Here is a 23,858-nt window from a genome sequence, read left to right as displayed (position 1 = left end):
GTCCACCACTGCATTTCCAGCGGAGCGACAGGCACGAGCAAGGACTGCCTTTGACACGGCAGGACTTGCCGGCCGGCGTTGCGCTCGCGTGCCCCTGATTCCTCGCGCTTCCCTCTGAGAGCACGCGCGGCACGGCCATTGCTCATGGACCGGGAGCACGCCGACACGGTCCGCATGCGGTTTCGCGGCGCGCACTTGCATCCCACCCCACCACAACATGAGCGGCGCCAGGCGCGTTGCTCGGGAGAAGTCCCATGAAGCGTATCGTCCCTGGAGTCATGATGATGGTCCTCGCCGCCGGCTGCGGCATCGAGGACGCCGCCACCACCACCGAGAAGACGGAGACGCCCGCGTCGGTGCTGGCGCGCGTGGAGCGCGACAACGGCAACGTGGTCGAGTTCCTCGAGCTGGCGGACGGCGAGGTGATGGTCATGGAGGCCGGCGTCTACCCGAACCCCCCGGCGGCCATCGACGGCATCGGCCCCGCCGCGGCGTGGAGCAAGCTGACCGGCCGGAGCGACGTGCCCCAGGCGCTCGGCATCGCCCAGCAGCGCTACGAGCTGATGCGCACGCCCCCCCGCGACGCCGAGGGTGCGACCGAGCGCGGTGAGTCGATCTTCAAGGACGGCCTGGCCGCCGGAAGCACGAGCGCCGCGGCCTACGGCCCGTGCGACATCACCTGGTTCCAGGACAACTTCTGCAACGCGGCCTACGACTGGAAGATGTGCCTGACCAACTGGGGCGGTGGCGCCTACGCCCAGCGCGGCGGAGTGGACTACCACAAGACCGCCGTGTGCCCGACCTCCGGCAACGTGACGCTCAACATCAGGGACCAGGTCATCCGCAACGTCGGTGCGGGCGGCTACCTCTGGTACTACCGCAGCGGCACCAACTTCGACTTCCGCGCGGACGTGGACAACGCGTCCGGTGACACGTTCCACTTCGCGGTCAACCTCAACTACTGAGCCCTGTCCGCTCCTGGCCTCGCGGCTCCGGGTTCATCCCGGCCGCGAGGCCGGTGTCGTTTCCGGAGTCGAAGGCCGAGCGACGCAATCGCTTGACGCGAAGCGCCGCCTGCTCCTGGCTACGGCGCGGGCATCCAGGCCAGACCCAGGTTCCTGCTGCTGCCCGAGTTCAGGTCCTGGATATCGCCGCCGTCGGCCAGATTGGCGCTCCGGAGCATCCCATCCAGCCAGTCCACCCAATACAACCGCCCGGCCGTGACATCGATGGCAATCCCGTGCACCGTGGTCTGGTTGGTCACCAGGATGGTGGCGTTGGAGCCGTCCAGGTTGGCGACATGGATGTTGTTGCCTCGGGTCGAGTAGTACACCTTCCCGCCGCTCGGGTCGACCGCCAGGCCGACTCCCAGGCCCCCCAGGCCTGAAGCGAGGGTCTCCAGGTGGGTGCCATCGAAATTGAATCGCACGAGACTGGTGTTGTTATAGGTCATCACATACACCTTGCCACTCGGGACATCGAACGCGATGGCGGACGGGCTATCAATGCCGCCGACGACTTGCGTGGGATTGCTGCCGTCCAGCTCGGCGCGCATGATCCGGTTTCCGTTGAAATCGGACCAGTACAGCCTGCGGTTCGTCGAATCGACCGCCAGTGCGGTGGGGTAGCCTCCATCCGCCACGACATCGACCGGGTTCGCCCCATCGCTGTCCACTCGAACAATGGAGCTGTCGCTCGTGTAGTAGAGCGTACGGGTGACCGGGTCGGTGGCAACGAAGCTGGCCCCGCTGATGCCAGTCTTGAGCTCCATGGCATTCGTGCCGCTCACATCAACCCTCCACAGCGAGCCGGCGTTCGTGATCCAGTAGAGGCTCGCAGGACCGGTGACGTCGACCGTGAAGCGGGTGGAGGTGGTGGAGGGGCCGTCATTCACCGAGAGGGTGATGGTGGTGGAGCCGCTGGCGCTGGCGACCGGGACGACGTTGAGGGTGCGGCTGGAGCCGGAGCCGCCCAGGACGAGATGGCTGGCGTCGTTGGGGACCAGGTCGGTATTGGAGGACGTGGCCGTGAGCGTGAGGCTGTCGGCGGCGGTCTCCACGTCGCCCACGGTGAAGTCCAGGTCGCCGGTCGAACCGCCAGCGGCGATGCGCTGGTTGGCCACGAAGGAAATCGCAGGGAGGTCGTTCACCGCGGTGACGTCGACCGTGAAGGTGGTGGAGGCGGTGGCGGAGCCGTCGCTCACCGACAGGGTGATGGTGGTGGTGCCGCTGGCGTTGGCGACGGGAACCACCTTGAGGGTGCGGCTGGTGCTGGAGCCTCCGAAAACGAGGTTCGTGGGGGCGTCAGGCACCAGGGCGGTGTTGGAGGACGTCGCGATGACCGTGAGGCCGTCGGCGGGGGTCTCCACGTCGCCCAGGGTAAAGGCCAGGTCTCCGGTCGAGCTGTCCTCGGCGAGGGTCTGGTTGGCCAACGCGGAGAGCGCGGGCCTGTCGTTCACCGGGGTGATGGTGATGGTTACCGTTCCCTGGGCGCTCTGGCCCTGGCGGTTGGTGGCCCGAAAGACGAGAGCGTCTTCGCCATTGTAATCGGCGCCGGGGGTGTAGGTGATGGCGCCACTGGCGCTGATATCACTCAATGTGCCGTGGTCCGGCGTGTCGACAATGGTGAAAGTGAGCGCCTCGTTGCCGGTGGCCGGCAGGCGCATTTCAAGGGGCGTGTCTTCCACCGTCTCGAGGGTGATGTCGCGGGCCACCGGCGGGAGGCTGGACGGCTTGTTGTCGCGACAAGCGGCGAGGGCGCTGGCGGCCAGTCCAATCACCAATCCCGCGCGCAATGCGGCGGCTGGGGCCGCGAGCCATTTCGAAAGCAAATCTGACATGGAGTTTCCTCGCGCGGGCCCGGTATGGGCGCCGTAAACGCGGAGCGCGGGGTTCTCCGCTGACGCAAGCCGTTCTGTCAATCCAGATCTTGGAGCGTGTTCACGCGCATCCCGGCCTGAGCCTCTTCGTGCGTGAGGGATTCAAACGCGGCCCCTTCCATTTCGGGGAACTCGGCCTCCTCGCCAAAGGCGTGCGCGCTTGCGCCCGGAGTGTGCTCGGCAGGCAAGGTGTCACGAATGAACCAGGATTCCGGGCCGTTTTCACCGGCCGCCCCGGTTCTCCTTGCATGTAGATGCTTCGCAGTCCAAAGACTGATGGATGGCATGGGATCCTCGAGTGTTGAACCCCGACCCGAACGGGCGGGACCCCGCGGACGTCCTGCGTGAGCTGCAGAAGAGGCTGAGTCGCGGCCTCGGACGTCGGCTCCTGCTGGGCTCGATTGCGCTCGTCACGTTGGTGGGCCTGCTCACCAGCTACGCGCAGGTGGAGCCGGACGAGGTTGGCGTCATCCTCCGGCTCGGCCGCTTCGTGGGCACGGTGGAGCCGGGTCCCCACTTCCGGCTGCCGTTCTGGGTGGATCGCATCGTCAAGGTGCCGGTGCAGCGGCAGCTCAAGGCGGAGTTCGGCTTCCGCACGGAGTCCGTCAACTCGCGCGCCACGTCGTATTCGGCGAGCACGTCGGACCTGAAGCGCGAGTCCCTGATGCTCACCGGTGACCTCAACGTCGCCGTGGTCGAGTGGATCGTCCAGTACAAGATCAAGGACCCGTACAAGTACCTCTTCAAGGTGAAGAACGTGGAGGGGATGCTCCGCGATATCTCCGAGGCGTCGATGCGCGCGGTGGTCGGCGACCACTCCGTCAACGAGGTCCTCACCACGGGCCGCCAGACGGTGGCCACCCAGTCCAAGCTGCTGCTCCAGGACCTGGCGGACCGCTACGAGACGGGCGTGGACATCCAGCAGGTCGTCCTCCAGGACGTGAACCCGCCCGACCCCGTCAAGCCGTCCTTCAACGAGGTCAACCAGGCCATCCAGGAGAAGGAGCGCGCCATCAACGAGGCCTACGCCGAGCGCAACCGCGCCATCCCCCGCGCCAAGGGCGAGGCCGAGGAGGCGCTGCGCTCCGCGGAGGGCTACGCGATTGAACGCGTCAACCGCGCCAAGGGCGAGGCCGAGCGCTTCACCCGCGTCTACGAGGAGTACCGCAAGGCGCCGGAGGTCACCCGTCGCCGGATGTACCTGGAGACGGTGAGCCAGGTGCTCCAGGGCGCCGGGCAGAAGGTGGTCATGGATGAGAACCTCAAGGGCTTCACGCCCCTCTTGCGGATGGACGGGGCGGACTCCGTCTCCGCGGGCGCAGCGCAGCTGAAGGAGGCCCAGCAATGAGCCGCGTCGCACTGATTCTCGTCGTCGTCGCCGCGCTCGCCGTCGTGCTGGGCTTCTCCAGCACGTACACGTTGAGCGAGCACGAGCAGGCCGTCATCACCCGCTTCGGCCAGCCCCGGGGCCAGTCCATCACCGAGCCGGGACTGCACTTCAAGCAGCCCTTCGTCGACACGGTGAACCGCTTCGACAAGCGCTGGCTGGACTGGCGCGGGGACCCGAACCAGATCCCCACCAAGGACAAGAAGTACATCTGGGTGGACACCTTCGGCCGCTGGCGCATCGTGGACCCGCTGCGCTTCTTCCAGCGCCTGCGCGACGAGCGCAATGCCCAGTCCCGGCTCGACGACATCATCGACGGCGAGACGCGCAACACCATCGCCTCGTTCGCGCTGATTGAGGCGGTGCGCTCCACCAACCGGCCGTTCGAGGACGACGAGTACACCACCGAGGCCGAGCGCGGTGAGTCGCTGGAGCAGGTCTCCCAGGGACGCGACAAGCTCACCCGGCAGATTCGCGACCGCGCCGCGGAGATCGTCAAGGAGTTCGGAGTGGAGCTGGTGGACGTGCAGATCCGCCGCATCAACTACGTCGACGAGGTCCAGGTGAAGGTGTTCGAGCGCATGATCTCCGAGCGGCGCCGCACCGCCGAGCGCTCGCGCTCCGAGGGCATGGGTCGCGCGGCCGAAGTGCGCGGACAGCGGGAGCGGGACTTGAAGGAGATCCGCTCGGAGGCGTACCGCAAGGCGCAGGAGATCACCGGCACCGCCGACGCCGAGGCGACGAAGATCTACGCGGATGCCTTCGGGAGGGACCCGGAGTTCTACCAGTTCATGCGCACCCTGGAGGCCTACCCCCAGGTGGTGGACCGCTCCACGTCCCTCTTCCTGGGCAGCGACTCCGAGTTCTATCGCTACCTGCGCAGCAGCGCGAAGAAGTAGGGGCAAGGCTCCGCCCCGGGTTCGGGCCGCGCTTCACGCTGGAAACGACAGCGTGAAGCGTGCGCCCCCCAGCGCCGAGCCCAGGGCACGGACGCTCCCTCCATGCACCTCCGCGATGCGGTGCACGATGGCGAGCCCGAGCCCGAAGCCGTGGCGCTCGTCGTCGAGTCGATGGAACGGCTCGAAGATCCGCTCCCGCTCCGCGAGCGGAATCCCAGGCCCGTCGTCGTCGACATGGATGTGAATCACGCGCTCTTCCCGGCTCAGGCTGACCTGGACCCGGGAGTTCGCATGGCGCAGGGCATTGAGAATCAGGTTCGACGTCGCGCGCTCGATGAGCCGGGCCTCGACACGAACGACGAGCGGCTCCTCGTCCGGCCCCGGGGCGGCCAGCACCGCCTTGTGTGGCAGCAGGGTCAGGGTCTCGCAGAGCGCGGCGAGGACAGGACGCACGTCCACCCGGGTCTCCTTGTGCGCGCCGTGCGCCTTCAGGCGCGCATAGGTCAACAGCTCGTCGATGAGCGCATCGAGCTCCGACAGGCTGCGCTCCACCCGGTCGAAGGCGTGCTCCCGCGCGTCGGGCTCTGACGCTTCTCTCGCGAGCGCGAGGCTGAAGTGCAGCCGCTGGCTCGGGGCTCGAAGCTCGTGGGAGGTGTTGTGGAGGAGCTCGTCTCGCAGGGTGATGGAGCGCTGGAGCTCCGCGCCCATGTGGTTCACCGCCGCCGAGAGGGCGCCGATGACGTCCCGTGAGCCGACCTGGGCTCGCGCGCCGAGCTCTCCCCTGCCGAGCGCCTCGGCGGTTCGCCGCAGGTCCAGGAGCTGACGGCGCACGGGGCGAAGGAGCGCGAAGATGCCCAGGGAGAGCCCGCCCACGAAGAACAGGAGGAGCGCGCCGCCTCGCGCACCGCCCAGCGGGAACATGAGCGGCAGCGGCCCCACCTGGAGGACGTGGTTCGTCCCTTCGATGCGCGCATAGAGCATCGACGCGAACACCGGCCCCTCCCGGATGACCTGCCCGCGCGCGAGCCGCTCGGCCTCCTCGGCGTCGAGCGGGGTCCGTGCCTGGGGGATGAGCGCGACTGGCACGCCGAAGCGCTTGGAGGCCTCCTCGGCGGGACCTCCGAAGTCGCCGTGCTCGCGGTAGCGCGCCTCGAACAGCTCGGCCATCAGCCCGACGGGCACCGCGAGGGAGACTTCGAGGTTCCGCGCGAGCTGCGCGTTGATCCTCGGAATCACGAACGCCCTGGCGGCGAGTCCGGCGATGAGCACGCCCGCGAAGATGTGGAGATAGACGCGAAGGAAGAGTCGGTCCACGGGTCAGCTCACGGTGAAGAGGTAGCCGACCCCGCGGACCGTCTTGATGACGTCCGCCTCGCCGGAGGCTTCGCGCAGCTTGTGACGCAGACGCGAGACGCGGAGATCCACGGAGCGGTCGATGTCATCCTGCTCCACGCCCCGAAGCCGCTGGTACATGAGCTGCCGGCTCACGACCTGCCCCGCATGCGTCATCAGCAGGAACAGCACGTCCAGTTCGCCCGAGGTCAGGTCGAGCGCCGCCCCTCGCAGATGGGCCGTTCTGCGAGCCGGGTCGACCGTGAGTTCGCCGACGCGAACGGGGCCAGGCTCCGCCACGGGCGCCGTGCTCGTGCGGCGCAAGAGCGCCCGCAGCCGCGCCAGGAGCACGCGGGGGCTGACTGGCTTCGGCAGGTAGTCGTCGGCGCCGCTCTCCAGCCCCACGACTTCGTCCACCTCCGCCCCCCGCCCCGTCAGCATGAGGATGGGGCCCGGATAGGCCCCCCGAAGCTCCCGGCAGACGGTGAAGCCATCCTTGCCGGGAAGCATCACATCGAGCACCACCAGGTCGGGCCGCGCGGCGAGAATCCGTGGCACCGCCCGGTCACCGCTGACCTCACACTCCGCGGTGAAGCCATGCATCCGCAGGTAGTCGGCGACCATCGCCGTGAGCTGCGTATCGTCATCCACGATGAAGACACGCGGGGTCGACGTCTGACTTTTCAGTTCCATGAGAGTCCCCGTGCCAGGAATGCGTCCCCTGAAGCATACCCCTTCCGTTGCATCCGTTGGCGAGCGAGCCGCTTCGTCTCTCATTGTATCGCTTCGTATCAGTGGGCGGGCTGCCTCATGGCGTATGTCATCGTTCAGCGCATCCACAGGAGGATGCCGTGTCTGAGAAAGCCAGCCTTGAGTCCCCACGAATCGGTCCCATGAAGCCCCTCCCCGCTCCGGAGCTCATCCCCACCACCGACACACTCATCTATGGAGAGACCCTTTATCTTCAAGTGGGCGGCGCGAAGGACCGGTGGCTCACCGGCGGCCGGAGCGACGGCAACAAGCGGGTGTACACCCGCGATGGCGAGGGCGGCGACCTGGAGTCCAGCTACCGGTGGACCCTGATGAAGACCCGCGACACCGTGGGCAGCGGCCCCCTGCGCTACGGCGACATCGTCTATCTCAAGGTGGGCGGCGACAAGCCCCGCTGGCTGACGGGAGGACGCAGCGAGGGCCAGAGAGAGGTCTCCTCGCTCGACGGTGAGGGCGGCGACAAGGAGTCGAGCTACCAGTGGACGGTGATGCAGAGTCGCACGGCGGTGGGCAGCGGCGAGGTCAAACGAGGCCGGGCGGTCTACTTGAAGGTGGGCGGCGCGAAGGACCGGTGGCTCACCGGCGGCCGGAGCGACGACAACATCCAGGTGTTCACCCTGGACGGAGAGGGAGGCAAGACCGAGGAGACCTACCAGTGGACCTCCTCCCCGGTGAACTACTCGCGCGTGTTCGCCGTCTTCGCCGAGGACTCGCCAGACACGAAGACGCTGGAGCCCGGAATGAACACCCGGGTGTTCACCCGCGTGGAGGCGTGTTCGCCCGACCGCTCCATCCGGCTGGACCTGAGGACCGGGGTCATCACGGTTCCCCCCGGGACGTACGACATCTCCGGCTACTCGAGCGTCGTCTACCTCACCGGCCAGGAGGCGGACGGACTGGTGACGAACAAGTCACCCACCGCGAACGGTGGCTACTGCCGGCTGCGCCTCGCTGGGGGCGACTCGGAGACCATCCCGAATGACGACCCCCGGGTGCTCGTCGTCGGCAGCATCTGCACGGCCAACGCGATTCCCAGCATGGTGAGCACCTGGTTCTCCACCACCGTGGAGGCCCGGCTCATCCTGGAGCACCAGAGTGGTGAATCGACGGAGCGAATCGTCCAGCGGCACAAGTCGACGACCGCGCAGGGCGTCAGCTCCACCTGGCACTACTTCGCGCGACTCAGCGTCACCCGCGTATAGGAGGGGCGACACATCTCACGGCGGCGATTGACGGGCGCGGGGCCAAAGTAAGAGGCTCTGCGCCCATATGAGCCAGAACCTCTACGACATCCCGCTGAAGTCCATCGACGGCGCCGCCCTGACGCTGGGCCAGTTCAAGGGCAAGGTGCTGTTGGTGGTGAACGTCGCCTCCAAGTGCGGCCTCACCCCGCAGTACGAGGGCCTGGAGAAGCTCTACGAGAACAAGCACGCCCAGGGGCTGGAGGTGCTCGGCTTTCCCGCGAACAACTTCCTGGGCCAGGAGCCGGGCACCGAGGCGGAGATCAAGGACTTCTGCGACCTGACCTACTCCGTGAAGTTTCCCCTGTTCTCGAAGATCTCCGTCGTGGGCGAGAACAAGCACCCGCTGTACCGCGAGCTGACGAGCGCGGTCCCCGACGCCACGGGCGAAGGGCCGATGCGCCAGAAGCTCAAGGGCTACGGCATCGACGCGAATCCGATTCCGGAAGTGCAGTGGAACTTCGAGAAGTTCCTCATTGGCCGCGATGGTCGCGTCGCCGCGCGCTTCGCCCCGGACGTGACGGCGGAGGACCCGCGCCTGGTCCAGGCCATCGACGCGGCGCTCGCCAGGCCTGCCTGAAGGCCGTGAGCCGCGCCGGGCTTCCTCGAGACGGGAAGCCCGGTACCGGCGACGCCGCTGGCTACACCGGCCGGCGGAAGCTGTCCGCGAGGTCCGCCGGGAGCTGGGAGGCCACCGCGGACACCTCGTCCTCGGGGATGCGGTCTCTCACCGCGGTGAACACCACCTTCATCACCCGGTCCGCCTGGTCCACCGGAATCTTCAGGTGGTCCGCCACGTCGGAGATGAACTCGTCGCGGTGCATGCGTCGCGCATGCGACGGGCCCCGGAGGATGGTGCACTCCCCGACGATGTCGCCGATGTCGGGGCCCAGCGCGCGCATCAGCTTCACGTCCTCGCCGTCGGACAGGCGGCGCGCCAGCGTGCAGAGCACCGCGTGCGCCGCGTCTCGCGCGTCCACCTTGTTGACGCTGACCTCGCGGCTGTTGCCGATTTCGTCGAGGAACGCCTGGAGGTCCAGCGACTCGTCGCGCTCCTTCACCGGGGTGATGGAGGGAGGAAGCTCGGTCTCGTGCGCCATGGGGTCATCTCCTTGCTCGCCGTGGACTCGCCTGCCCATCCACCGACGTGCCCTTGACGATGTCCACGGTGCGCGCGTGCTTCAGCCAGACGCCGTGACGGCGCCTGCCCCCTCGCCAGCGCCTGGGTGAAAGAGGCTCGCGGCGTGAAACCGCGAGCCCCTGACCTCAGCCGTGCGCCGCCGGGCGAGGCTCCTCGCCCCCGGGCCGCGCCTGTGCCGTGGGACCGCCGACCTCGTCATCCGGACGCTTGCCCCGCCACGTGGCCAGCCGCGTCTTCATGCGGTCGGCGACCACGTAGAAGGCCGGCACCACGACGAGGCTGAGCACCGTGGAGACGGAGAGGCCGCCCAGCACGGCGATGGACATGGGCGCGCGCGTCTCGCTGCCCGCGCCCAGCGCCAGCGCCGCCGGCACCGCCGCCATCATCGTCGCCGTGGACGTCATGAGAATCGGCCGCAGACGCACGGGGCCGGCGCGCAGCATCGACTCCACCGCGTCCAACCCCAGCTCCCGCTGCTGGAGCGCGTAGTCCACCAGGATGATGGAGTTCTTCTTCACGATGCCCATCAGCAGCAACAAGCCAATCATGCTGAAGATGTTCAGCGTGCTGCCCGTGCCCAGCAGCGCGAAGGACGCGCCGGCCACCGACAGCGGGAGAATCGTGAGCACCGTGACGGGGTGCAGGAACGAGTTGAACTGCGCTCCCAGCACCATGTACGCGACGCCAATCCCCAGGAAGAGCGCGAAGAACAGGCTGCTCATCGAGTCGCGGAACGCCACGCTCGCGCCGCCCGGCACCACTCGCACGCCTCCAGGCAGGTCCTTCGCGAGCCGCTCCACCGTGGCCAGCGCCTCTTCCTGACTGGAGCCCGGCGCCACGTTGGCGAAGATGCTGATGGCGCGCTCTCGGTCCCTGCGGGTGATGGCCTGCAGCGCCGGCCGCTCCTCCTGCGTCACCAGCGACGACAGGGGGACGAGCGCACCACTCGCCGTGCGCACCTTGAGCATCGCCAGGTCTTCCGGCCTGGAGCGCTGCCCGGCCAACAGGCGCATGCGCACGTCGATGCGCCGACCTCCGGTGCTGTACTTGCCTACGCGAACGCCGCCGACCAGCGCGTTGATGGTCGTCGCCACCGCTTGAATCGGCACGCCCAGGTCCGCCGCGCGCGCCCGGTCCGGGGTGATGCGCAGCTCCGGCATGCCCAACTGGTAGTCGGTGTCCACGTCCACCACCTTGCCGCTCGCCTGGACCTTCTCGCGCATCTCCTGGCTCGCCTTGACCAGCTGGTCCCAGTCCGAGCCGCGCACGCTGAACTCCACCGGGAACCCGCGCTGCGCGGTGAAGCCCGCCTGCGACAGGTCCTGCACCACGGCGCGCAGACCCGGGTAGCTGTTGAGCTCCTTGCGGAGGATCTGCTGGAACTCCGCCTGCGGCATGCGCTCGTCGGGTGGCTTCAGCGTCAGCATCATGAAGCCTCCGTTCGCGCTGGTGTTGCCACCGCCTCCGCCCACCACCGCGAAGACGCTGAGCACCTCCGGGCGCGACGAGGCGAAGGCCTCCGCCCGCTGGAAGATTTTATTCGACTCCTCCAGGCTGCTGCCCACCGCCGTCTGCAGGCGGACCATCAACCGGCTCTGGTCCTGCGACGGGACGAACTCGCCCGGCAGCGCGCGGAACGCGAACACGCTGGCGGCCAGAATCACCACCGCCCCGCCCAGCACCCGCCAGGGCCGCTTCAGCCCCCAGCCCAGCACCCGCCCATACGCGTGCTCCAGCTTGCTGAAGCCCTTGTCCACCCACACGCCCATCTTGCTGCGCCCCTCGCGGGACGTCTTCAAGAGCTGCGCGCAGCGCGCCGGCGCCAGGGTGATGGCCTCCACGTACGACAGCAGCACCGCCACGCAGAGCGTGACGCCGAACTGGAGGAAGAACCGGCCGATGATGCCCTTCATGAACACGACAGGCAGGAAGATGGCGATGACGGCCATCGTCGCCGCCAGCGCGGCGAAGGTGATCTCCGCGGTGCCCTCGCGCGCGGCGCGCACCCGGTCCTTCCCTTCCTCCGCGTGCCGGAAGATGTTCTCCAGCACCATGATGGCGTCGTCCACGACGATGCCTACCGCCAATGCCAGACCCAGCAGCGTGAAGGTGTTGAGCGTGAAGCCCAGGAAGTAGATGACGGCCACCGTCCCCAACAGGGACATGGGAATGGCCAGCACCACGTTCATCGTGCTCGACAGCGAGCCCAGGAACACCCAGCACACGAACGCGGTGAGGATGCAGGCCAGCAGCAGCTCGAACTCGATTTCGTGGACGCTCTCCTCGATGAACTGCGTCGAGTCGAAGCGCACCGCCACATCCATCCCCTCCGGGGCCTCCTTCTGGATGCGCGCCAACTCCGCGCGCACGCCCTGCGCCACCGAGACCGCGTTGGCCCCGCGCTGCTTCTTGATGCCCAGGCCCTGCGCGGGGATGCCATTCACCCGCGCCATGCGCCGGATGTCCTCGAAGCCGTCCTCCACCAACGCCACGTCGTGCAGGTACACCGGCTGGCCGCCCTGCTCCCGGATGACGATGTTGCGCAGCGTCTCCAGGTCCAGCGCCTCGCCCAGCACGCGCACGTTGACTTCGCGGCCCGACGTCTCGATGCGACCCGCCGGCAGCTCCACGTGCTCCCGCTGGAGCGCGGCGGTGATGTCCATCACCGTGAGGCCGAGCGAGTCCAGCTTGCCGGAGTCCACCCAGATGCGGACGTTGCGCTCCAGCGAGCCGCCAATCTGGACTTCACCCACGCCCGGCACCGTCTGGAGCTTCTCCTTCACGCGGTAGCGCGCGAAGTCACTCACCACCTGCTGCGAGAAGGGCCCGGACACACCCACCTGGATGATGGGCTGGTCCTCCGGGTTCGTCTTGGTGACGATGGGCGGGTCGATGTCCTCGGGGAGCTGGCGCTGCGCCTGGCTCACCTTCGTCTGCACGTCCGCGAGCGCCGTGTCGACGTTGCGCGACAGGTCCAGCTCCACCGTGATGTTGGCGCCGCCCTGCCGGGCGTTGGAGGTGATGCTGGTGACGCCTTCCACCTGCGTCACCGCCTCCTCGATGGCCTCGATGACGTCGCTCTCCACCGCTTCCGGGTTGGCGCCCTCCCACGTCACGCTGATGTTGATGGTGGGGAAGTCGACGTCCGGGAACTGGCTGATGCCGATGCGCTGCGACGCCACCACGCCGAAGACGATGGTCGCCGCCATGATCATCCAGGCGAGGACCGGCTTCTTGATGCAGGCTTCCGTCAGGCTCATCGCCCAGCTCCCTCGCCGCCGCCGGCGTCTTCGACGCGGGGCTCGGCCGTCAGCGCGGGCTTCTTCTCCTCGGCCACGCGCACCACCACGCCGTCGCGCAGGGCCTCGCCGCCGCGCACCACCAGTCGCTCTCCCGCCTTGAGGCCCTCACGGACCTCCACCCGGCCGTCCGCCGTGCGCATGCCCAGTTCCAGGATGCGCTCGCGGGCCTTGTCACCCTCCACCACGAACGCCATGAAGCCGCGCTCGCTGGCGCGCACCGCCGTCTGCGGCACCACCGGGCTGCCACCGCGCGTCTCCACTGGCACCGCGACGGAGGCGAACACGCCCGGCCGCAACCGGTGCGCGTCCTCGGCGGACACCTCGGCCGTCACCGGCACCATGCGGCTGGCCTCGTCGGCGGCCTCCGCCACGTGGGTGATCTTCGCCATGTACGAGCCGCCCTCCGAGCGCACAGAGAACCGCGCGGGCAGGCCCGGCTTCAGCCGCGACACGTCCGCCTCCGGCACCGTGAAGCGCAAGAGCAGCGGGTCCTTGCGCAAGAGCGTCGCCATCACGATGCCGGGCTGCACGTATTGCCCGGTCTGCACCGTGCGCGTCTGGAGCACGCCGTCCATGGGCGCGCGCACATACGCGTCGCGCTGGTTGAGCTGGGCCTGGTCCAACGCCGCCCGCGCCGAGGCGACGTCCGCCTCCGCCGTGCGCGCTCGCGCCTGGAAGGTGTCGAGTTGCTCCGCGGGCAACAGGCCCGGGCTGGCCTCATTGACGGCGGTGCGACGGGCAGCGCCGGACTGGGCCTCCGCCAGCGAGGCGCGCGCCTTGGCGAACGAGGCCTCGGCCGCGCGCACGGCGATGGCGTAGCGCGCGGGCTCGATCTCCGCGAGCATGTCGCCCTTCTTCACCGTCTGCCCCTCCATGAAGAGGACACGCTCCACGGCGCCAGGCACCCGCGCGGTGATCTGCACCCGCTCGAAGGCCTCCACGGAGCCCACCGCGTTGACGACGTACTCGACGTCGCGGGCCTCCACGGGGGCGACCTCGACGGGGAACTGGATGGGCCCACGGCCCCCCGGACCACCGCCGCCGGGACGACCGCCCGCCTTCCCGGCCGGGGCCGCTTCCGCGCCCTTCGACGCCTCCGCGTCCTTCTTGCATGCACCCATGGCCAGCATGGCCACGGCCAGCGTCAGCGTTCCTGCGCGTCGCATCGCCTTCACGGTTCCTTCCCCAGGGGATCAAGTCCGACTGCCGCCCTCAGGCCCAGCAGGGCCACGCCCAGCGCATACCGGCTGCGCGCCAGGGCCACCTCCGCCTCGAACAACCGGAGGGAGGCATCCGCCAATGTCAACGCCGTGGACAATCCCTGGCGGTAGAGAATGCCCTGCTCCTCCGCGTTCTGCCGCGCCGCGCGGGTCGCCAGCTCGCTCTGGGTGAGCGCCGCCCGCGCGTTCTCCAGGGCCACGCGGGCCCGCTGGATGTCCACGTCCACGCGCCGCGTGCCCGCCTGCTGCTCCAGCTCCGCCGCGCGCGCCAGGGCCACCCGCTCACGGCGCTCCGCGTAGCGCTCACCGCCATCGAAGAGGTTCCAGACGAGGTCGGCCGACAGGAAGCCATCACCGGTGCGGCCCGTCAGGCCGCCTTCATTGGTGAGCCGGTACGTCGCGGCCACGCCCAGCGAGGGCAGCAGTCGCGCCAGCGGCTCCAGCGCATTCGCCTCCAGCGACTCCACCCGCAGACGCGAGGCGAGGATGTCCGGGCGGCGCTCCACGGCGCCCGGGATGATGGAGTCGTGGGTCGCGAGCGGCCGGGCCGCGTCGTCGAGCAGGGTCTGCGGCATGACGAGCGCGCCCTCCACCGACTCCACCAGCAGATAGCCAAGCTCCAGGCGGCTCGTCTGCGCCAGGTTGCGAGCGCTGATGAGCTCCACCTCCGCGGTGGCCACCTCCACCTCCGCGCGCGTCACGTCGTTGGTGCTCGCGAGCCCCCCCTTCGCCCGGGCCGATGCGTCCGCGTGCGACTGCTTCGCGAAGGCGATGCGCTGCTCGGCGGCCTGGAAGACCTGCTGCTCCTGGAGGGTGATGAGGAAGGCGTTGGCGGCCTCGAACGAAATCTGACGTCGGGCCTCCACGGCCTCCAGCCCCGCCGCCTCGCCGTCCAGGCGCGCGGCCCGGTACAGCGGGAAGCCGCGCGCGTCGAAGACCGTGACGCGGGCGACGATGTTGGCGCCGAAGGCGTTGTAGCGCTGGAGGACGACCTGCTGCCCGCCCACCTCACGCGTCGACTGGTTGGAGCGGCGCGTATAGGTGCCCGTCGCCGTCAGCTCCGGGAAGAAGAACGCACGGGCGCGCGACAGGCGAGCGTCGGCGGCGGTGGCGCGCTGCTGGGCCGCGAGCGCTGACTCGTTGCGCTCGGCCGCCATCGACACCGCTCGCTCCAGCGTCAGCGGCGCGCTGTCCGCGGGAGGACTCGCGGGCGCCGCCGTGCCTGGCGCGACGGGTGCGGATTCCGCAGCGGGCCGTGCGGAATTCGCAGCCTCGGGTGCGGAATCCGCAGCGCCGCGCGAGGGAGTGGGTGCCACGGGTGCATCGCTCTGGGCCGCCTGGGACTCGGCTGGAGACAAGGCCAGCCAGGCACAGAGGGGCGCGAAGAGGGCGGTTCGAACAGGGGACATGAGCGAGGAGGCGGGGCTCGGGCCAGATGGGTGACGGGGTGGCGCGCGCTGGGGCCCGACGAGCGAAAGGATGCACCCTGCGACGGGGGCTTCTGGACGATGGCCAGCGCGGCGGTCTATGGGGGAGTTCCGGATGTCCTTGGGTTCTACGGCGGTACGTCACGACAGCGGGCGCCGCGACGCGGCGGGGAATGCACGGGCGATGCGTTTATTCCAGGTGGGTGTACTGCTGCTGACACTTGCGTTGTCGGGTTGCAAGACGGAGACCCCCGCCAGCGCGCCCGCGCTGAGGGTCTTCATCACGTATGCGACCTTCCGGCCAAAGTGCCTGACGCTCACGGTGGTGGACGTGCACGACGCGTCGCACACCGCATCGGGCGCGGTGCCGGTGGACGAGGAGCGACTCAGCGACACGCGCCTCGGCGTCATCCAGGATCATCCGGGCTGGAGTCGTGACCTGCGAGTGACCGCCGTGGCGCACGAGGGCTCGTGTGCCGGGCCCGTCATCGCGAGCCAGTCCGCGGAGGCCCGGTTTCCGACCCGGGATGTCACCGACCTGGGCCTGGACCTGCGCGCGGAGGACCTGGACGGCGATGGAGCCTTCGCCGCGAAGCCGCCCTACCCCGGCACGGACTGCGACGACACAGACCCGGCCATCCACCCCGGGGCCACCGAACTGTGTGACGGTGTCGACAACAACTGTGTTGCAGGAGAGGACGACGCCCCGCGCGAGACTCCGTTCTGGCCGGACGCGGACGCGGATGGCTACGGCGATGACGGGGCCCCGCGGGCCCTTGCCTGCATCACGCCCACGGGCTTCACGACGCGCGGTGGGGACTGTGACGACACGGCCGGCGACATCCACCCCGGGCAGGCGGAGTTTCGCTGCGACGGCAGGGACGACAACTGCGACGGCGTGGCGGACAGCGATGGGTTCTCCGTGGGCATGGCGTGCACGACGCCGCTGGGCTGCTCCGGGGTGCTGGCCTGCGCGGGGCCCTCCGCCTCCGCGTGCGCCAGCAGCGAGCAGCCGGTGGCCTACTTCGCGGACGACGACGGAGATGGAGAGGCCGGACAGTCGGTGGGGCCCGGCTGTGTGCCGCCCGAGCCGGGCGCGACGCGGGAGGACACCGACTGTGACGAGGGCTCCGCCCTGGCGCGACAGGGCCTCACCGAACAGTGTGACCGCCTGGACAACGACTGCAATGACCAGACGGATGACGGGGTGACGGGCTGTGCCTCGACGGCGTGGGATGTGCGGGAGGAGCTGGGTGATGCGAGCGCGCGGTTCGATGCGGTGGCCGTGTACTCGAGGAAGCACGGCTGGCTTGCGGGCGCGGCGAGCCGTGTGCTTCACGTGGAAGACAACGCCGTCACGCCCGTGACGAACTGTGAGGGCGAGTGGAAGTCGGCGTGGGCCGCGAGCAATGGCCGCGTCTTCCTGGGCTCCCGCGCGGGTCGGTTCGCGACGCTGAGGCCCGGTGAAGAGGCCGAGCCGTGCGAAAGCTTCTCCAGTGGCCATGCCGGCGCCATCAACGGCCTGGTCGGCTTCGAGAGCCCCACGGACAACATCGTCACCCTGTATTCCGTCACCAGCCAGGGCCGCGTCCTGCGCTGGCGCTACGACGACGGAGGCGCGACGCAGGAGCAGCCCACGGTCCTCACGGAGGTGGCCTCCAACCTGAGGGCCATTCATGGCCTGGATGAAACGACGCTGCTCGCGGTGGGCGCGGAGACGGTGGAGGGACAGCCCCGCCCCGTGGCCTTTCGTGCGCCTACGAGCGGGACGACGTGGACGAAGGAAGAGATGGGAGTTTCGGGTGCCACCGGCTTCCTGAACGACGTCCGGGTCCTGACGCCTCGGCTGGCCTATGTGGCGGGCGACGGCGCACTGCTGCTGGAGCGCTCGCGAGACACCTGGACTCGACTGCCGACACTGACGGTGACGGGCGGGGCCACGCCCGATCTCCGGGCCCTCATGGCCTTCGGCCGCACCGCCCTCTACGCGGTGTCCTCGGAGGTGAACGACGTCCACTTCTTCAACGGGTCGACCTGGAGCACCGCCACGCAGTCGCCGGCGACGCTGAATGCGCTGGGTGGCTCGGGTCCCGGGGACGTGTGGGCCACGGGCCACCGCGGCACCCTGCTGCGCTGGACGCCGTGAGAGAGCGAGCCCATGGACCTGCGCGCTGAAGCCCTGACAGTGAGGCACGGCGCGCGGACGGTCCTCTCGGACGTGCGCTGTGCGCTGCCACCGGGGACCCAGGCGCTGCTGCTGGGGCGGTCCGGCGCGGGGAAGACGACGCTGCTGAAATCGCTGGCGGGCCTGGTCCCCGCGTTTCGCGGGCAGGTGCTGTGGGATGGGCAGGACGTGGCGCGGCTGTCCTCCGCCGCGCGACGTGAGCGGCAGGCGTCCTTCGGCATGGTGTTCCAGACGGACGCGCTGTTCGACTCGATGACGGTGCGGCAGAACGTGTTGCTTCCGCTCGTCCGGCGACATGTGCCGGAGCGCGAGGCCGAGGCGCGCGCGGACGAGGTGCTTCGCGCGGTGGGCTTGCAGGACGCGGCCGACACGCTGCCGGAGCGACTGTCCGGTGGAATGAAGAAGCGCGCGGGCATCGGTCGGGCGCTGGCGGCGCGGCCCTCCGTGCTGCTCGCGGACGACCCCTTCGCGGGCCTGGACCCAGGGACGGCCCGGCAGGTGGCGCGGGTGCTGTTGGAGGTCTCCCGGGGCGGCACGTTGATTGTCGCCGCGCCCGAGGCGCCGCTGGACCTTCACCTGCCCCGCTGGCTGTATCTCCGAGGTGGGCGGTTGGTGTACGACGGGCCTCCCGCGCCGGAGCTGGAGCGCGAACAGGACGAGGTGCTCCCATGAGCCCACCGCCGCGCGTCGAGAGCCCCGGGCTGAAGACGGTGCGCGGCGCGGGGAGCCTGGGCCTGGGGGCAGTGCGAGGCATCGGAGCGCTGGCGCTGGTGGCGGCGCGCACGGTGCTCGGACTCCCGCGACTGGAGCGGCGCGAGCTGGCACGGGCGCTGGTGCAGTTCGGGTACGACTCCCTGCCCCTCGCGCTGGCCACGGCGGCGCTCGCGGGCGTCATCGTCGTGTTGCAGTCGGGGCTCTACATCCAGCGCTTCGGCGCGCGGGCATTCCTCGGGTGGGCCGCGGGCTATGGAGTGCTGTGGGAGTTCGGTCCGCTGCTGCTGGGCCTCATCATGTCCGCGCGGATTGGCGCGAGGAACGCGGCGGAGCTGGCCACCATGCAGGTGGGTGGGCAGATAGAGGGCCTGCGCGGAATCGGCCTGGACCCCTTCGCCATCCTCGTGGCGCCGCGCGTGGTGGCGATGGAATTGAGCATGCTCGCGATGAGCACCTTCACGTTCCTGGTCGCCATCCTCTTCGAGTCCGTGGCGGCGCTCTTCACGCTGGGCCTGCCGCTGCGAATCTTCTTCGGGACGTTCGCGCAGATGCTCAGTCCGCTCGACATCCTGGGAGGCGTGGTGAAGACGGGCGCCTTCGGCCTGGCCATCTCGCTGGTGTCCACCACGGTGGGGCTGTCGGCGCGCGGGGGCGCCCAGGCGGTGGGACGCGCGGCGGCGAGCGCGGTGGTGCAAGGATGCGCCGCCATCTTCGTCATCGACTTCGTGCTCACGCTGGTCCTCGCGGGGTGGATGGCATGAACCGGGTGCTGTCGTTCTTCGGAGCCCCGGTGGTGCTCTTCGCGCGCACGGTGCGGGCCGGGGCTCGCGAAGGCGTGTCCTGGCGCGAGTGCGCGGTGCAGCTCCACGAGCTGGGGGGGCGCAGCGTGTGGCTGGTGATGTCGGGCATGGCCTTCTTCGGCGCGGTGCTGGTAACCATCGCCAACAGCCAGGCGCGGAGATTCGTGGGCAACGTGGCGGTGCTCGGGCCGGCGTACTTCGAGCTGCTGATTCGGGAGCTGGGGCCGGTGGTGTCCGCGCTGCTGACGGCGTCGCGCGCGGGGGCGGGCCATGCGGCGGAGCTGTCCACCATGAGCGTGAACGAGCAGGTGGAGGCGCTGGAGATGTCCGCGGGGGACCCGTATGCGGACCTGGTGGCGCCGCGCGTGGTGGCGGGGCTCCTGGGCGTTCCGCTGTTGAGCACCTTGGGGACGGTGGCCGCGACGCTGTCGGCGGCGCTGGTGGCAAGCCTCGTGTTCGGCGTGGACGGTCGGGCCTTCATGGACCCCCGGTATGTGGATGGCTGGGATTTGCTGGCGGCGGGCATGAAGGCCGTGGCGTGTGGGCTGTACATTCCCCTGGCGGCGGCGGTGGCGGGGCTGCGAGCCCGGGGTGGCGCGGAGGCGGTGGGAGAAGCCACGACGCAGGGCGTGGTGGCCGCGAGTCTGGGGTGTCTGTTGATTGACTTTGGTGTCTCCCTCGCATTCCAACTGCTACGCCTGTGAGCGCGAACGACTCCCCCACCCGCACCGAGGACACGCTGCGCTTCACGGACGTGCGCGTCGCGTTCGAGGGAGGTCGGCGCGTGCTGGACGGCGTGACGGCGGAGGTGTCGACGCGCGAGCTGACGTTCATCGCGGGGGCGAGCGGCTCGGGCAAGAGCGTGTTGTGTCGGATGGCGGTGGGCTTGTTGCAACCGGACTCCGGCAGCGTGGAGCTGTGGGGCGAGCGGGTGGACACGCAGCCGGAGCGGGAGCTGGTCCGGCTGCGGCGCCGCGCGCCCTATCTGGTGCAAGGCCCTGCCCTGCTCGACTGGCGGACCCTCCGTGAGAACGTGCGGCTGGCGGACCCGAAGGCCCCGGAGGACGCGGTGGAGTCGGCGCTGGCGCAGGTGGGGCTCTTGGAGTGGGCGGACCGGTTGCCGCCGGAGCTGGGGCCTGGGGCGAAGAAGCGCGCCGCCATCGCGAGGGCGCTGGTGTTGAAGCCGCGCTATCTCTTGCTGGACGAGCCGACCACCGGGTTGGACCGGCGAGCGGCCACGCAGGTGGAAGAGGTCATCGCGTCGCTGAAGACGCGGGGACTGGGAGGGCTGGTGGTGACACACGACTATCGACAGCTCAAGGGGCTGGCGGACCAGGTGTTGGTGGTGGCGGGAGGTCGGTGTGCGTACCTGGGGCCACCGGAGGGCTTCCTGGAGTCCTCCGCGCCAGAGCTGCGGGTGTTGACGGCGCCGTTCATGGAGGGTGCGACGGATGGATGAGCGACGGTTGGAATTGAAGGTGGGCGCCCTGGTGCTGGCGGCGGTGGTGGGCGTGCTGGTGTTGCTGTGGTTGATGGGTGAGCTCAGCCTCGGGTCGTCCACGGTGCTCCCGGTGGACTTCGGGCACACGGGCAACGTGGTGGAGGGCGCGCCGGTGAAGCTGGGCGGCGTCCAGGTGGGCCGGGTGCAGGCGATTCGACTGCAGCCGGAGCGCAGGGATGCCCGCGGACAGCCCTTGCCCGTGCGCATGGAGCTGGCGGTGACACCGGAGTCGCTGGCGGCGCTGCGCTCGGATGCGCGGGTGACGGTGGCCTCGGTGGGCCTGCTGGGCGAGCCCTATCTGGAATTGAATCCAGGAACCCAGCCGGGAGGCAGGCCCGAGGGCGAGGCCTTGCGGGGAACGGATGCACCGCGTCTGGATTTGCTGGCGGAGCATCTCTCGAAGTTCGTGGAGACGATGTCGGGGATGCTGGAGAAGGACCCTGAGGCGGTGACGGGGTTGGTGACCAACATCTCGCGGCTTTCCAAGACGCTGGATGAGCTGCTCACGGAGAACAAGGGCGACGTGAAGGTGCTGGCCTCGGAGCTGGCGGCGGCATCGAAGGACTTGAGGCAGCTGGCCCAGCTCGCGAGGGAGTCACTCCAGCCGGGTGGCAAGGCGGCACGGCTGTTGGACGATGCGGCGGCCTCGGCGGCGGTGCTGCGCAGCGAACTACCGGGACTGACGAAGTCCGCGGGGACGACGTTGGATGGACTGGCGGCCGTCACGGGCGAGCTGGGCCCGGAGGATGGGAAGCGCGTGAAGCTGGCCTTGGAGAAGCTCACGGCCGCCGTAGGGCAACTGGACAGCATCGCGGCCCGGGCGGACCGCGTGCTGGCGAAGATAGAGGCTGGAGAAGGCACCGCCGGCGCCGTCCTCAAGGACCCGACGCTCTACAACGAGCTGCGCACCCTGGTGACGGACCTGCGCAAGCATCCGTGGAAGATGCTGTGGAAGGACTGACCCACCCGATGCAGGCCCCGGGCAGACGAGTCTAGATGTCGTGTTCACAGACAAGGCACTGGGACTTGCCTGGCCCTGTGCCGTTGGCGACGACAGGGCCCTGCATGACAGGGAAAGGCGGCGTGTTCTTGTCGTTGTGCAGCATGAGGTCCATGGCTCGCGCTACGTTCTTGCCCTCGAACTTCACGTCGAACGAATAGTTCACGAACTCGGCCTTGCCCTTGGTCTTGCTGGAGGCCACACCTCCGCCCGCGGTCCCTGCCTCGTCGCCGGTGCTGGTGCTGAAGTTGGAGTCCTTCACGCACACGGGGTTACCACCCACCGACACCTTCTTGGTCCCCTTGGCGGTGTCGGAGGACTTCGCCACATTGGGATAGGGAATGGGGACGGGACCCGCCGGACTGGGCGTCTTGCAGACATCAGGGAAAGCCATCGTCGTACCGCCACTATCCTTGGTGACGACTGACATCTTGTTGACACCAGTATTGACGGCCATGAAGCCCTCCTACCGCACGAGGCTACCGCATCGCGCGGCCCGCAAGGGAGACGCGCCCACCTCAGGTTGACCTGTCATCAATCGGTTCGCTAGCGTCCACGCGCATGGGTAAGGCTGACAAGCACATATTGGCCCTCCAGAAGACTCCTTCGCACGTCACCGCGGGAGGGTTGAGCGGGGGCAAGTGCATCGCGAAACACTCACCCCCGTACAAGGAGAACTGCTCCTGCTCCCATCGCTGGCAGGCCTTCAAACAAGCGCTGAAGGCCGAGAATGCAAGCAGGTACAACGTACCGGAAGAGCACGTGAGTTCGCAGGGCAACGGGCGATGGTCCCTGCTCTTCCGAGGGGGCGCGAAGGCCGTCGCCAGGCTGGCGAAGCGTGGCGAGACAGCTGCCCTCTCCTCCGAGAACAAGGGAATGTACCAGCATGAAGTCCAGAAACCGCAGCAGGGTGACTGGGACATCTCCGAGAGCAAGTACAACTTCAAGTACGATTGCAACAAGCCCTATTACCACGAAGCCCATCACGTCGTTCCGGACGCCACGCTCCGCACCGTGATGGTGAAGGTCTTCCCCAAGCCGGAACTCGCAGTCCTGGTGGCGACCGAGATGCTCGACGCCCCCTACAACGTCCACCATATGGACAACATGATCATCCTGCCCATGGATGAGCGCGTAGGTGACCTGCTCCAGCTCCCGATCCACCGGGAGACCAGGCAGTGCAACCACACCGCCTACGATCTGTACATCGAACAAAAGGTCGAAAAGCGAATGCGGGCGGCCCTCCGAGATATCGTCAAGAAGCACCGTGAGGAAGGTGGAGAGCCCAAATACAAAGACCTCGCGGCAGCCGTCGAAGCCATCTCCAAACAAACCTACGTCGAGGTCGCCAACGCCCGGCGCACCCATCAAGCCAAATCCCTCGAAGAACTGGGGGCGAAGCTTTTGCCCTCCAGCCCTCAAGGCGCCCGATAACTCCGGGTTGAAGAAGACCGAACGTGCAATTCTTCCAGCTCGACACCCTCGGTAACGTGAACGACTCGGAGCTCGGCCTTTCGGATGGCGCTCCGGAGGGCATGGAACTTCATAGTTACTGCATGGCCTTTGGCGACAGCACCCATCTCCTCTATCCAGCGGAGGCGAAGATCTCCCTCCGAGAGGACCGTCCAGGCATCAAGCTGTCTTCGCTCCTGGGGAACACGAACAGCTATCTCATCGTCCACTCCACGATGAAGGATGTCATCGAGGCGCACTGTCAGGGTATCGAGGTGGAGTTCCTCCCCTTCGATCTCCATGACCATCGCAAGCGCCTCTACAGCCGGGACTATTTCATCATCAATCCCCTGGGCACTCACGACTGTCTGGACCCGGTTGCGAGCGGCGTCCAGCGCGGGCCGGAAGGCAGCGTCATCCATGTCGAGAGCTACACCCTCGACCCGAGAAAGGCGACCCACCTCCCGCGCCTCCTTCGCCCCAATGAGGACCCCTCGGTCTACATCGTGTCGGAAGAGCTGGCGAGCGCGCTTCGGGACAAGGGATTCACCAACGTCCAGCTCAACCCCCTCCCGTTCTCACCGGGTTCTTGACGATTCCTGGGGCCA

General features: G+C 68.6%; 22 protein-coding genes. 13 read left to right on the top strand and 9 right to left on the bottom strand.

All coding sequences use genetic code 11. The features are described from left to right. The first annotated feature begins 254 nt into the window (after positions 1-254). Positions 255-965, top strand: coding sequence for a hypothetical protein (locus tag HUA75_RS11815; RefSeq protein ID WP_174486414.1), 711 nt, complete (start codon positions 255-257; stop codon positions 963-965). Between the two features lie 119 nt (positions 966-1,084). Here HUA75_RS11815 and HUA75_RS11810 read toward each other — a convergent pair whose 3' ends face one another. Together HUA75_RS11810 and HUA75_RS11805 are read right to left on the bottom strand one after the other, a co-directional pair. Beyond that, a complete protein-coding gene (locus tag HUA75_RS11810; RefSeq protein WP_174486413.1) occupies positions 1,085-2,839 on the bottom strand; it encodes an Ig-like domain-containing protein in 1,755 nt (584 codons plus the stop codon). Positions 2,840-2,916: 77 nt separating this feature from the next. Next, positions 2,917-3,165: a hypothetical protein gene (locus tag HUA75_RS11805; protein WP_174486412.1), complete on the bottom strand. Its 249-nt coding sequence runs from the start codon at positions 3,163-3,165 to the stop codon at positions 2,917-2,919. Between HUA75_RS11805 and hflK the strand changes: the two genes are divergently transcribed. Together hflK and hflC are read left to right on the top strand one after the other, a co-directional pair. Beyond that, positions 3,159-4,226, top strand: coding sequence for an FtsH protease activity modulator HflK (hflK, locus tag HUA75_RS11800; protein WP_141646801.1), 1,068 nt, complete (start codon positions 3,159-3,161; stop codon positions 4,224-4,226). The genes HUA75_RS11805 and hflK overlap by 7 nt on opposite strands. Further along, positions 4,223-5,164 carry a protease modulator HflC gene (gene hflC, locus HUA75_RS11795; protein ID WP_141646802.1) on the top strand — a complete coding sequence of 314 codons (942 nt, stop codon included), beginning with the start codon at positions 4,223-4,225 and terminating at the stop codon, positions 5,162-5,164. Before hflK ends, hflC begins: the two co-directional genes overlap by 4 nt. A 33-nt stretch (positions 5,165-5,197) precedes the next feature. On the opposite strand, the gene HUA75_RS11790 is transcribed toward hflC, so the two are convergent. After that, positions 5,198-6,478 carry an ATP-binding protein gene (locus tag HUA75_RS11790; protein WP_174486411.1) on the bottom strand — a complete coding sequence of 427 codons (1,281 nt, stop codon included), beginning with the start codon at positions 6,476-6,478 and terminating at the stop codon, positions 5,198-5,200. Between the two features lie 3 nt (positions 6,479-6,481). Further along, the gene (locus HUA75_RS11785; RefSeq protein ID WP_174486410.1) at positions 6,482-7,189 is read right to left on the bottom strand and encodes a response regulator; all 708 of its coding nucleotides are present in this window, start codon (positions 7,187-7,189) and stop codon (positions 6,482-6,484) included. A gap of 200 nt (positions 7,190-7,389) precedes the next feature. On the opposite strand from HUA75_RS11785, the gene HUA75_RS11780 reads away from it, so the two are divergent. Together HUA75_RS11780 and HUA75_RS11775 are read left to right on the top strand one after the other, a co-directional pair. Beyond that, entirely contained in the window at positions 7,390-8,469 is a 1,080-nt protein-coding gene (locus HUA75_RS11780) for a hypothetical protein (RefSeq protein ID WP_174486409.1), read from the top strand. A 67-nt stretch (positions 8,470-8,536) separates the two neighbouring features. Then, positions 8,537-9,088: a glutathione peroxidase gene (locus HUA75_RS11775; protein WP_174463707.1), complete on the top strand. Its 552-nt coding sequence runs from the start codon at positions 8,537-8,539 to the stop codon at positions 9,086-9,088. Between the two features lie 61 nt (positions 9,089-9,149). Here HUA75_RS11775 and HUA75_RS11770 read toward each other — a convergent pair whose 3' ends face one another. The 4 genes from HUA75_RS11770 to HUA75_RS11755 all read right to left on the bottom strand — a co-directional run bounded on the left by HUA75_RS11770 (position 9,150) and on the right by HUA75_RS11755 (position 15,580). Continuing rightward, positions 9,150-9,608 carry a DUF2267 domain-containing protein gene (locus tag HUA75_RS11770; protein WP_141646807.1) on the bottom strand — a complete coding sequence of 153 codons (459 nt, stop codon included), beginning with the start codon at positions 9,606-9,608 and terminating at the stop codon, positions 9,150-9,152. A 166-nt stretch (positions 9,609-9,774) separates the two neighbouring features. Next, positions 9,775-12,909, bottom strand: a complete 3,135-nt coding sequence (locus tag HUA75_RS11765; protein WP_174458279.1) for an efflux RND transporter permease subunit — start codon at positions 12,907-12,909, stop codon at positions 9,775-9,777. Further along, complete coding sequence (locus tag HUA75_RS11760) at positions 12,906-14,117, bottom strand: efflux RND transporter periplasmic adaptor subunit (protein ID WP_141646132.1); 1,212 nt, start codon at positions 14,115-14,117, stop codon at positions 12,906-12,908. The genes HUA75_RS11765 and HUA75_RS11760 overlap by 4 nt, the downstream gene beginning before the upstream one ends. Positions 14,118-14,122: 5 nt before the next feature. Next, positions 14,123-15,580, bottom strand: a complete 1,458-nt coding sequence (locus HUA75_RS11755) for a TolC family protein (protein ID WP_141646131.1) — start codon at positions 15,578-15,580, stop codon at positions 14,123-14,125. A gap of 202 nt (positions 15,581-15,782) precedes the next feature. On the opposite strand from HUA75_RS11755, the gene HUA75_RS11750 reads away from it, so the two are divergent. The 6 genes from HUA75_RS11750 to HUA75_RS11725 are packed head-to-tail and all read left to right on the top strand — an operon-like array spanning position 15,783 to position 21,759. After that, positions 15,783-17,744, top strand: a complete 1,962-nt coding sequence (locus tag HUA75_RS11750; RefSeq protein ID WP_174486408.1) for a putative metal-binding motif-containing protein — start codon at positions 15,783-15,785, stop codon at positions 17,742-17,744. A gap of 12 nt (positions 17,745-17,756) precedes the next feature. Then, positions 17,757-18,455, top strand: a complete 699-nt coding sequence (locus HUA75_RS11745; protein ID WP_174486407.1) for an ABC transporter ATP-binding protein — start codon at positions 17,757-17,759, stop codon at positions 18,453-18,455. Continuing rightward, complete coding sequence (locus tag HUA75_RS11740) at positions 18,452-19,258, top strand: ABC transporter permease (protein ID WP_246137529.1); 807 nt, start codon at positions 18,452-18,454, stop codon at positions 19,256-19,258. The genes HUA75_RS11745 and HUA75_RS11740 overlap by 4 nt, the downstream gene beginning before the upstream one ends. Next, positions 19,255-20,001, top strand: coding sequence for an ABC transporter permease (locus HUA75_RS11735; RefSeq protein ID WP_141646129.1), 747 nt, complete (start codon positions 19,255-19,257; stop codon positions 19,999-20,001). Before HUA75_RS11740 ends, HUA75_RS11735 begins: the two co-directional genes overlap by 4 nt. Then, positions 19,998-20,756 (top strand): ATP-binding cassette domain-containing protein, encoded by a 759-nt coding sequence (locus HUA75_RS11730; RefSeq protein WP_141646128.1) that lies wholly within the window; start codon positions 19,998-20,000, stop codon positions 20,754-20,756. The genes HUA75_RS11735 and HUA75_RS11730 overlap by 4 nt, the downstream gene beginning before the upstream one ends. Beyond that, positions 20,749-21,759, top strand: a complete 1,011-nt coding sequence (locus HUA75_RS11725; protein ID WP_174468170.1) for an MlaD family protein — start codon at positions 20,749-20,751, stop codon at positions 21,757-21,759. The genes HUA75_RS11730 and HUA75_RS11725 overlap by 8 nt, the downstream gene beginning before the upstream one ends. 31 nt (positions 21,760-21,790) lie before the next feature. On the opposite strand, the gene HUA75_RS11720 is transcribed toward HUA75_RS11725, so the two are convergent. Continuing rightward, the gene (locus tag HUA75_RS11720; protein WP_174486406.1) at positions 21,791-22,255 is read right to left on the bottom strand and encodes a DUF4150 domain-containing protein; all 465 of its coding nucleotides are present in this window, start codon (positions 22,253-22,255) and stop codon (positions 21,791-21,793) included. Positions 22,256-22,359: 104 nt separating this feature from the next. On the opposite strand from HUA75_RS11720, the gene HUA75_RS11715 reads away from it, so the two are divergent. Both HUA75_RS11715 and HUA75_RS11710 read left to right on the top strand, forming a co-directional pair. After that, positions 22,360-23,232 carry an AHH domain-containing protein gene (locus HUA75_RS11715; protein WP_174486405.1) on the top strand — a complete coding sequence of 291 codons (873 nt, stop codon included), beginning with the start codon at positions 22,360-22,362 and terminating at the stop codon, positions 23,230-23,232. 23 nt (positions 23,233-23,255) lie between these two features. Further along, positions 23,256-23,843, top strand: coding sequence for an imm11 family protein (locus tag HUA75_RS11710; protein ID WP_174486404.1), 588 nt, complete (start codon positions 23,256-23,258; stop codon positions 23,841-23,843). The last annotated feature ends 15 nt before the right edge of the window (positions 23,844-23,858 follow it).

The organism is Myxococcus sp. CA040A, from assembly GCF_013336725.1.
In the GTDB taxonomy this organism is placed as follows: Bacteria; Myxococcota; Myxococcia; order Myxococcales; family Myxococcaceae; genus Myxococcus; species Myxococcus llanfairpwllgwyngyllgogerychwyrndrobwllllantysiliogogogochensis.
Note: the sequence above shows the minus strand (reverse complement) of the source record. Positions and strands in the feature narration are given on the sequence as shown.

Coding starts and splice junctions, on each gene's coding strand:
- HUA75_RS11815 (WP_174486414.1), top strand. CDS start 255: ATGAAGCGTATCGTCCCTGGAGTCATGATGATGGTCCTCGCCGCCGGC.
- HUA75_RS11715 (WP_174486405.1), top strand. CDS start 22,360: ATGGGTAAGGCTGACAAGCACATATTGGCCCTCCAGAAGACTCCTTCG.
- HUA75_RS11785 (WP_174486410.1), bottom strand. CDS start 7,189: ATGGAACTGAAAAGTCAGACGTCGACCCCGCGTGTCTTCATCGTGGAT.
- HUA75_RS11750 (WP_174486408.1), top strand. CDS start 15,783: ATGCGTTTATTCCAGGTGGGTGTACTGCTGCTGACACTTGCGTTGTCG.
- HUA75_RS11770 (WP_141646807.1), bottom strand. CDS start 9,608: ATGGCGCACGAGACCGAGCTTCCTCCCTCCATCACCCCGGTGAAGGAG.
- HUA75_RS11720 (WP_174486406.1), bottom strand. CDS start 22,255: ATGGCCGTCAATACTGGTGTCAACAAGATGTCAGTCGTCACCAAGGAT.
- HUA75_RS11760 (WP_141646132.1), bottom strand. CDS start 14,117: ATGCGACGCGCAGGAACGCTGACGCTGGCCGTGGCCATGCTGGCCATG.
- HUA75_RS11755 (WP_141646131.1), bottom strand. CDS start 15,580: ATGTCCCCTGTTCGAACCGCCCTCTTCGCGCCCCTCTGTGCCTGGCTG.
- HUA75_RS11725 (WP_174468170.1), top strand. CDS start 20,749: ATGGATGAGCGACGGTTGGAATTGAAGGTGGGCGCCCTGGTGCTGGCG.
- hflC (WP_141646802.1), top strand. CDS start 4,223: ATGAGCCGCGTCGCACTGATTCTCGTCGTCGTCGCCGCGCTCGCCGTC.
- HUA75_RS11745 (WP_174486407.1), top strand. CDS start 17,757: ATGGACCTGCGCGCTGAAGCCCTGACAGTGAGGCACGGCGCGCGGACG.
- hflK (WP_141646801.1), top strand. CDS start 3,159: ATGGCATGGGATCCTCGAGTGTTGAACCCCGACCCGAACGGGCGGGAC.
- HUA75_RS11775 (WP_174463707.1), top strand. CDS start 8,537: ATGAGCCAGAACCTCTACGACATCCCGCTGAAGTCCATCGACGGCGCC.
- HUA75_RS11780 (WP_174486409.1), top strand. CDS start 7,390: ATGAAGCCCCTCCCCGCTCCGGAGCTCATCCCCACCACCGACACACTC.
- HUA75_RS11765 (WP_174458279.1), bottom strand. CDS start 12,909: ATGAGCCTGACGGAAGCCTGCATCAAGAAGCCGGTCCTCGCCTGGATG.
- HUA75_RS11735 (WP_141646129.1), top strand. CDS start 19,255: ATGAACCGGGTGCTGTCGTTCTTCGGAGCCCCGGTGGTGCTCTTCGCG.
- HUA75_RS11805 (WP_174486412.1), bottom strand. CDS start 3,165: ATGCCATCCATCAGTCTTTGGACTGCGAAGCATCTACATGCAAGGAGA.
- HUA75_RS11810 (WP_174486413.1), bottom strand. CDS start 2,839: ATGTCAGATTTGCTTTCGAAATGGCTCGCGGCCCCAGCCGCCGCATTG.
- HUA75_RS11740 (WP_246137529.1), top strand. CDS start 18,452: ATGAGCCCACCGCCGCGCGTCGAGAGCCCCGGGCTGAAGACGGTGCGC.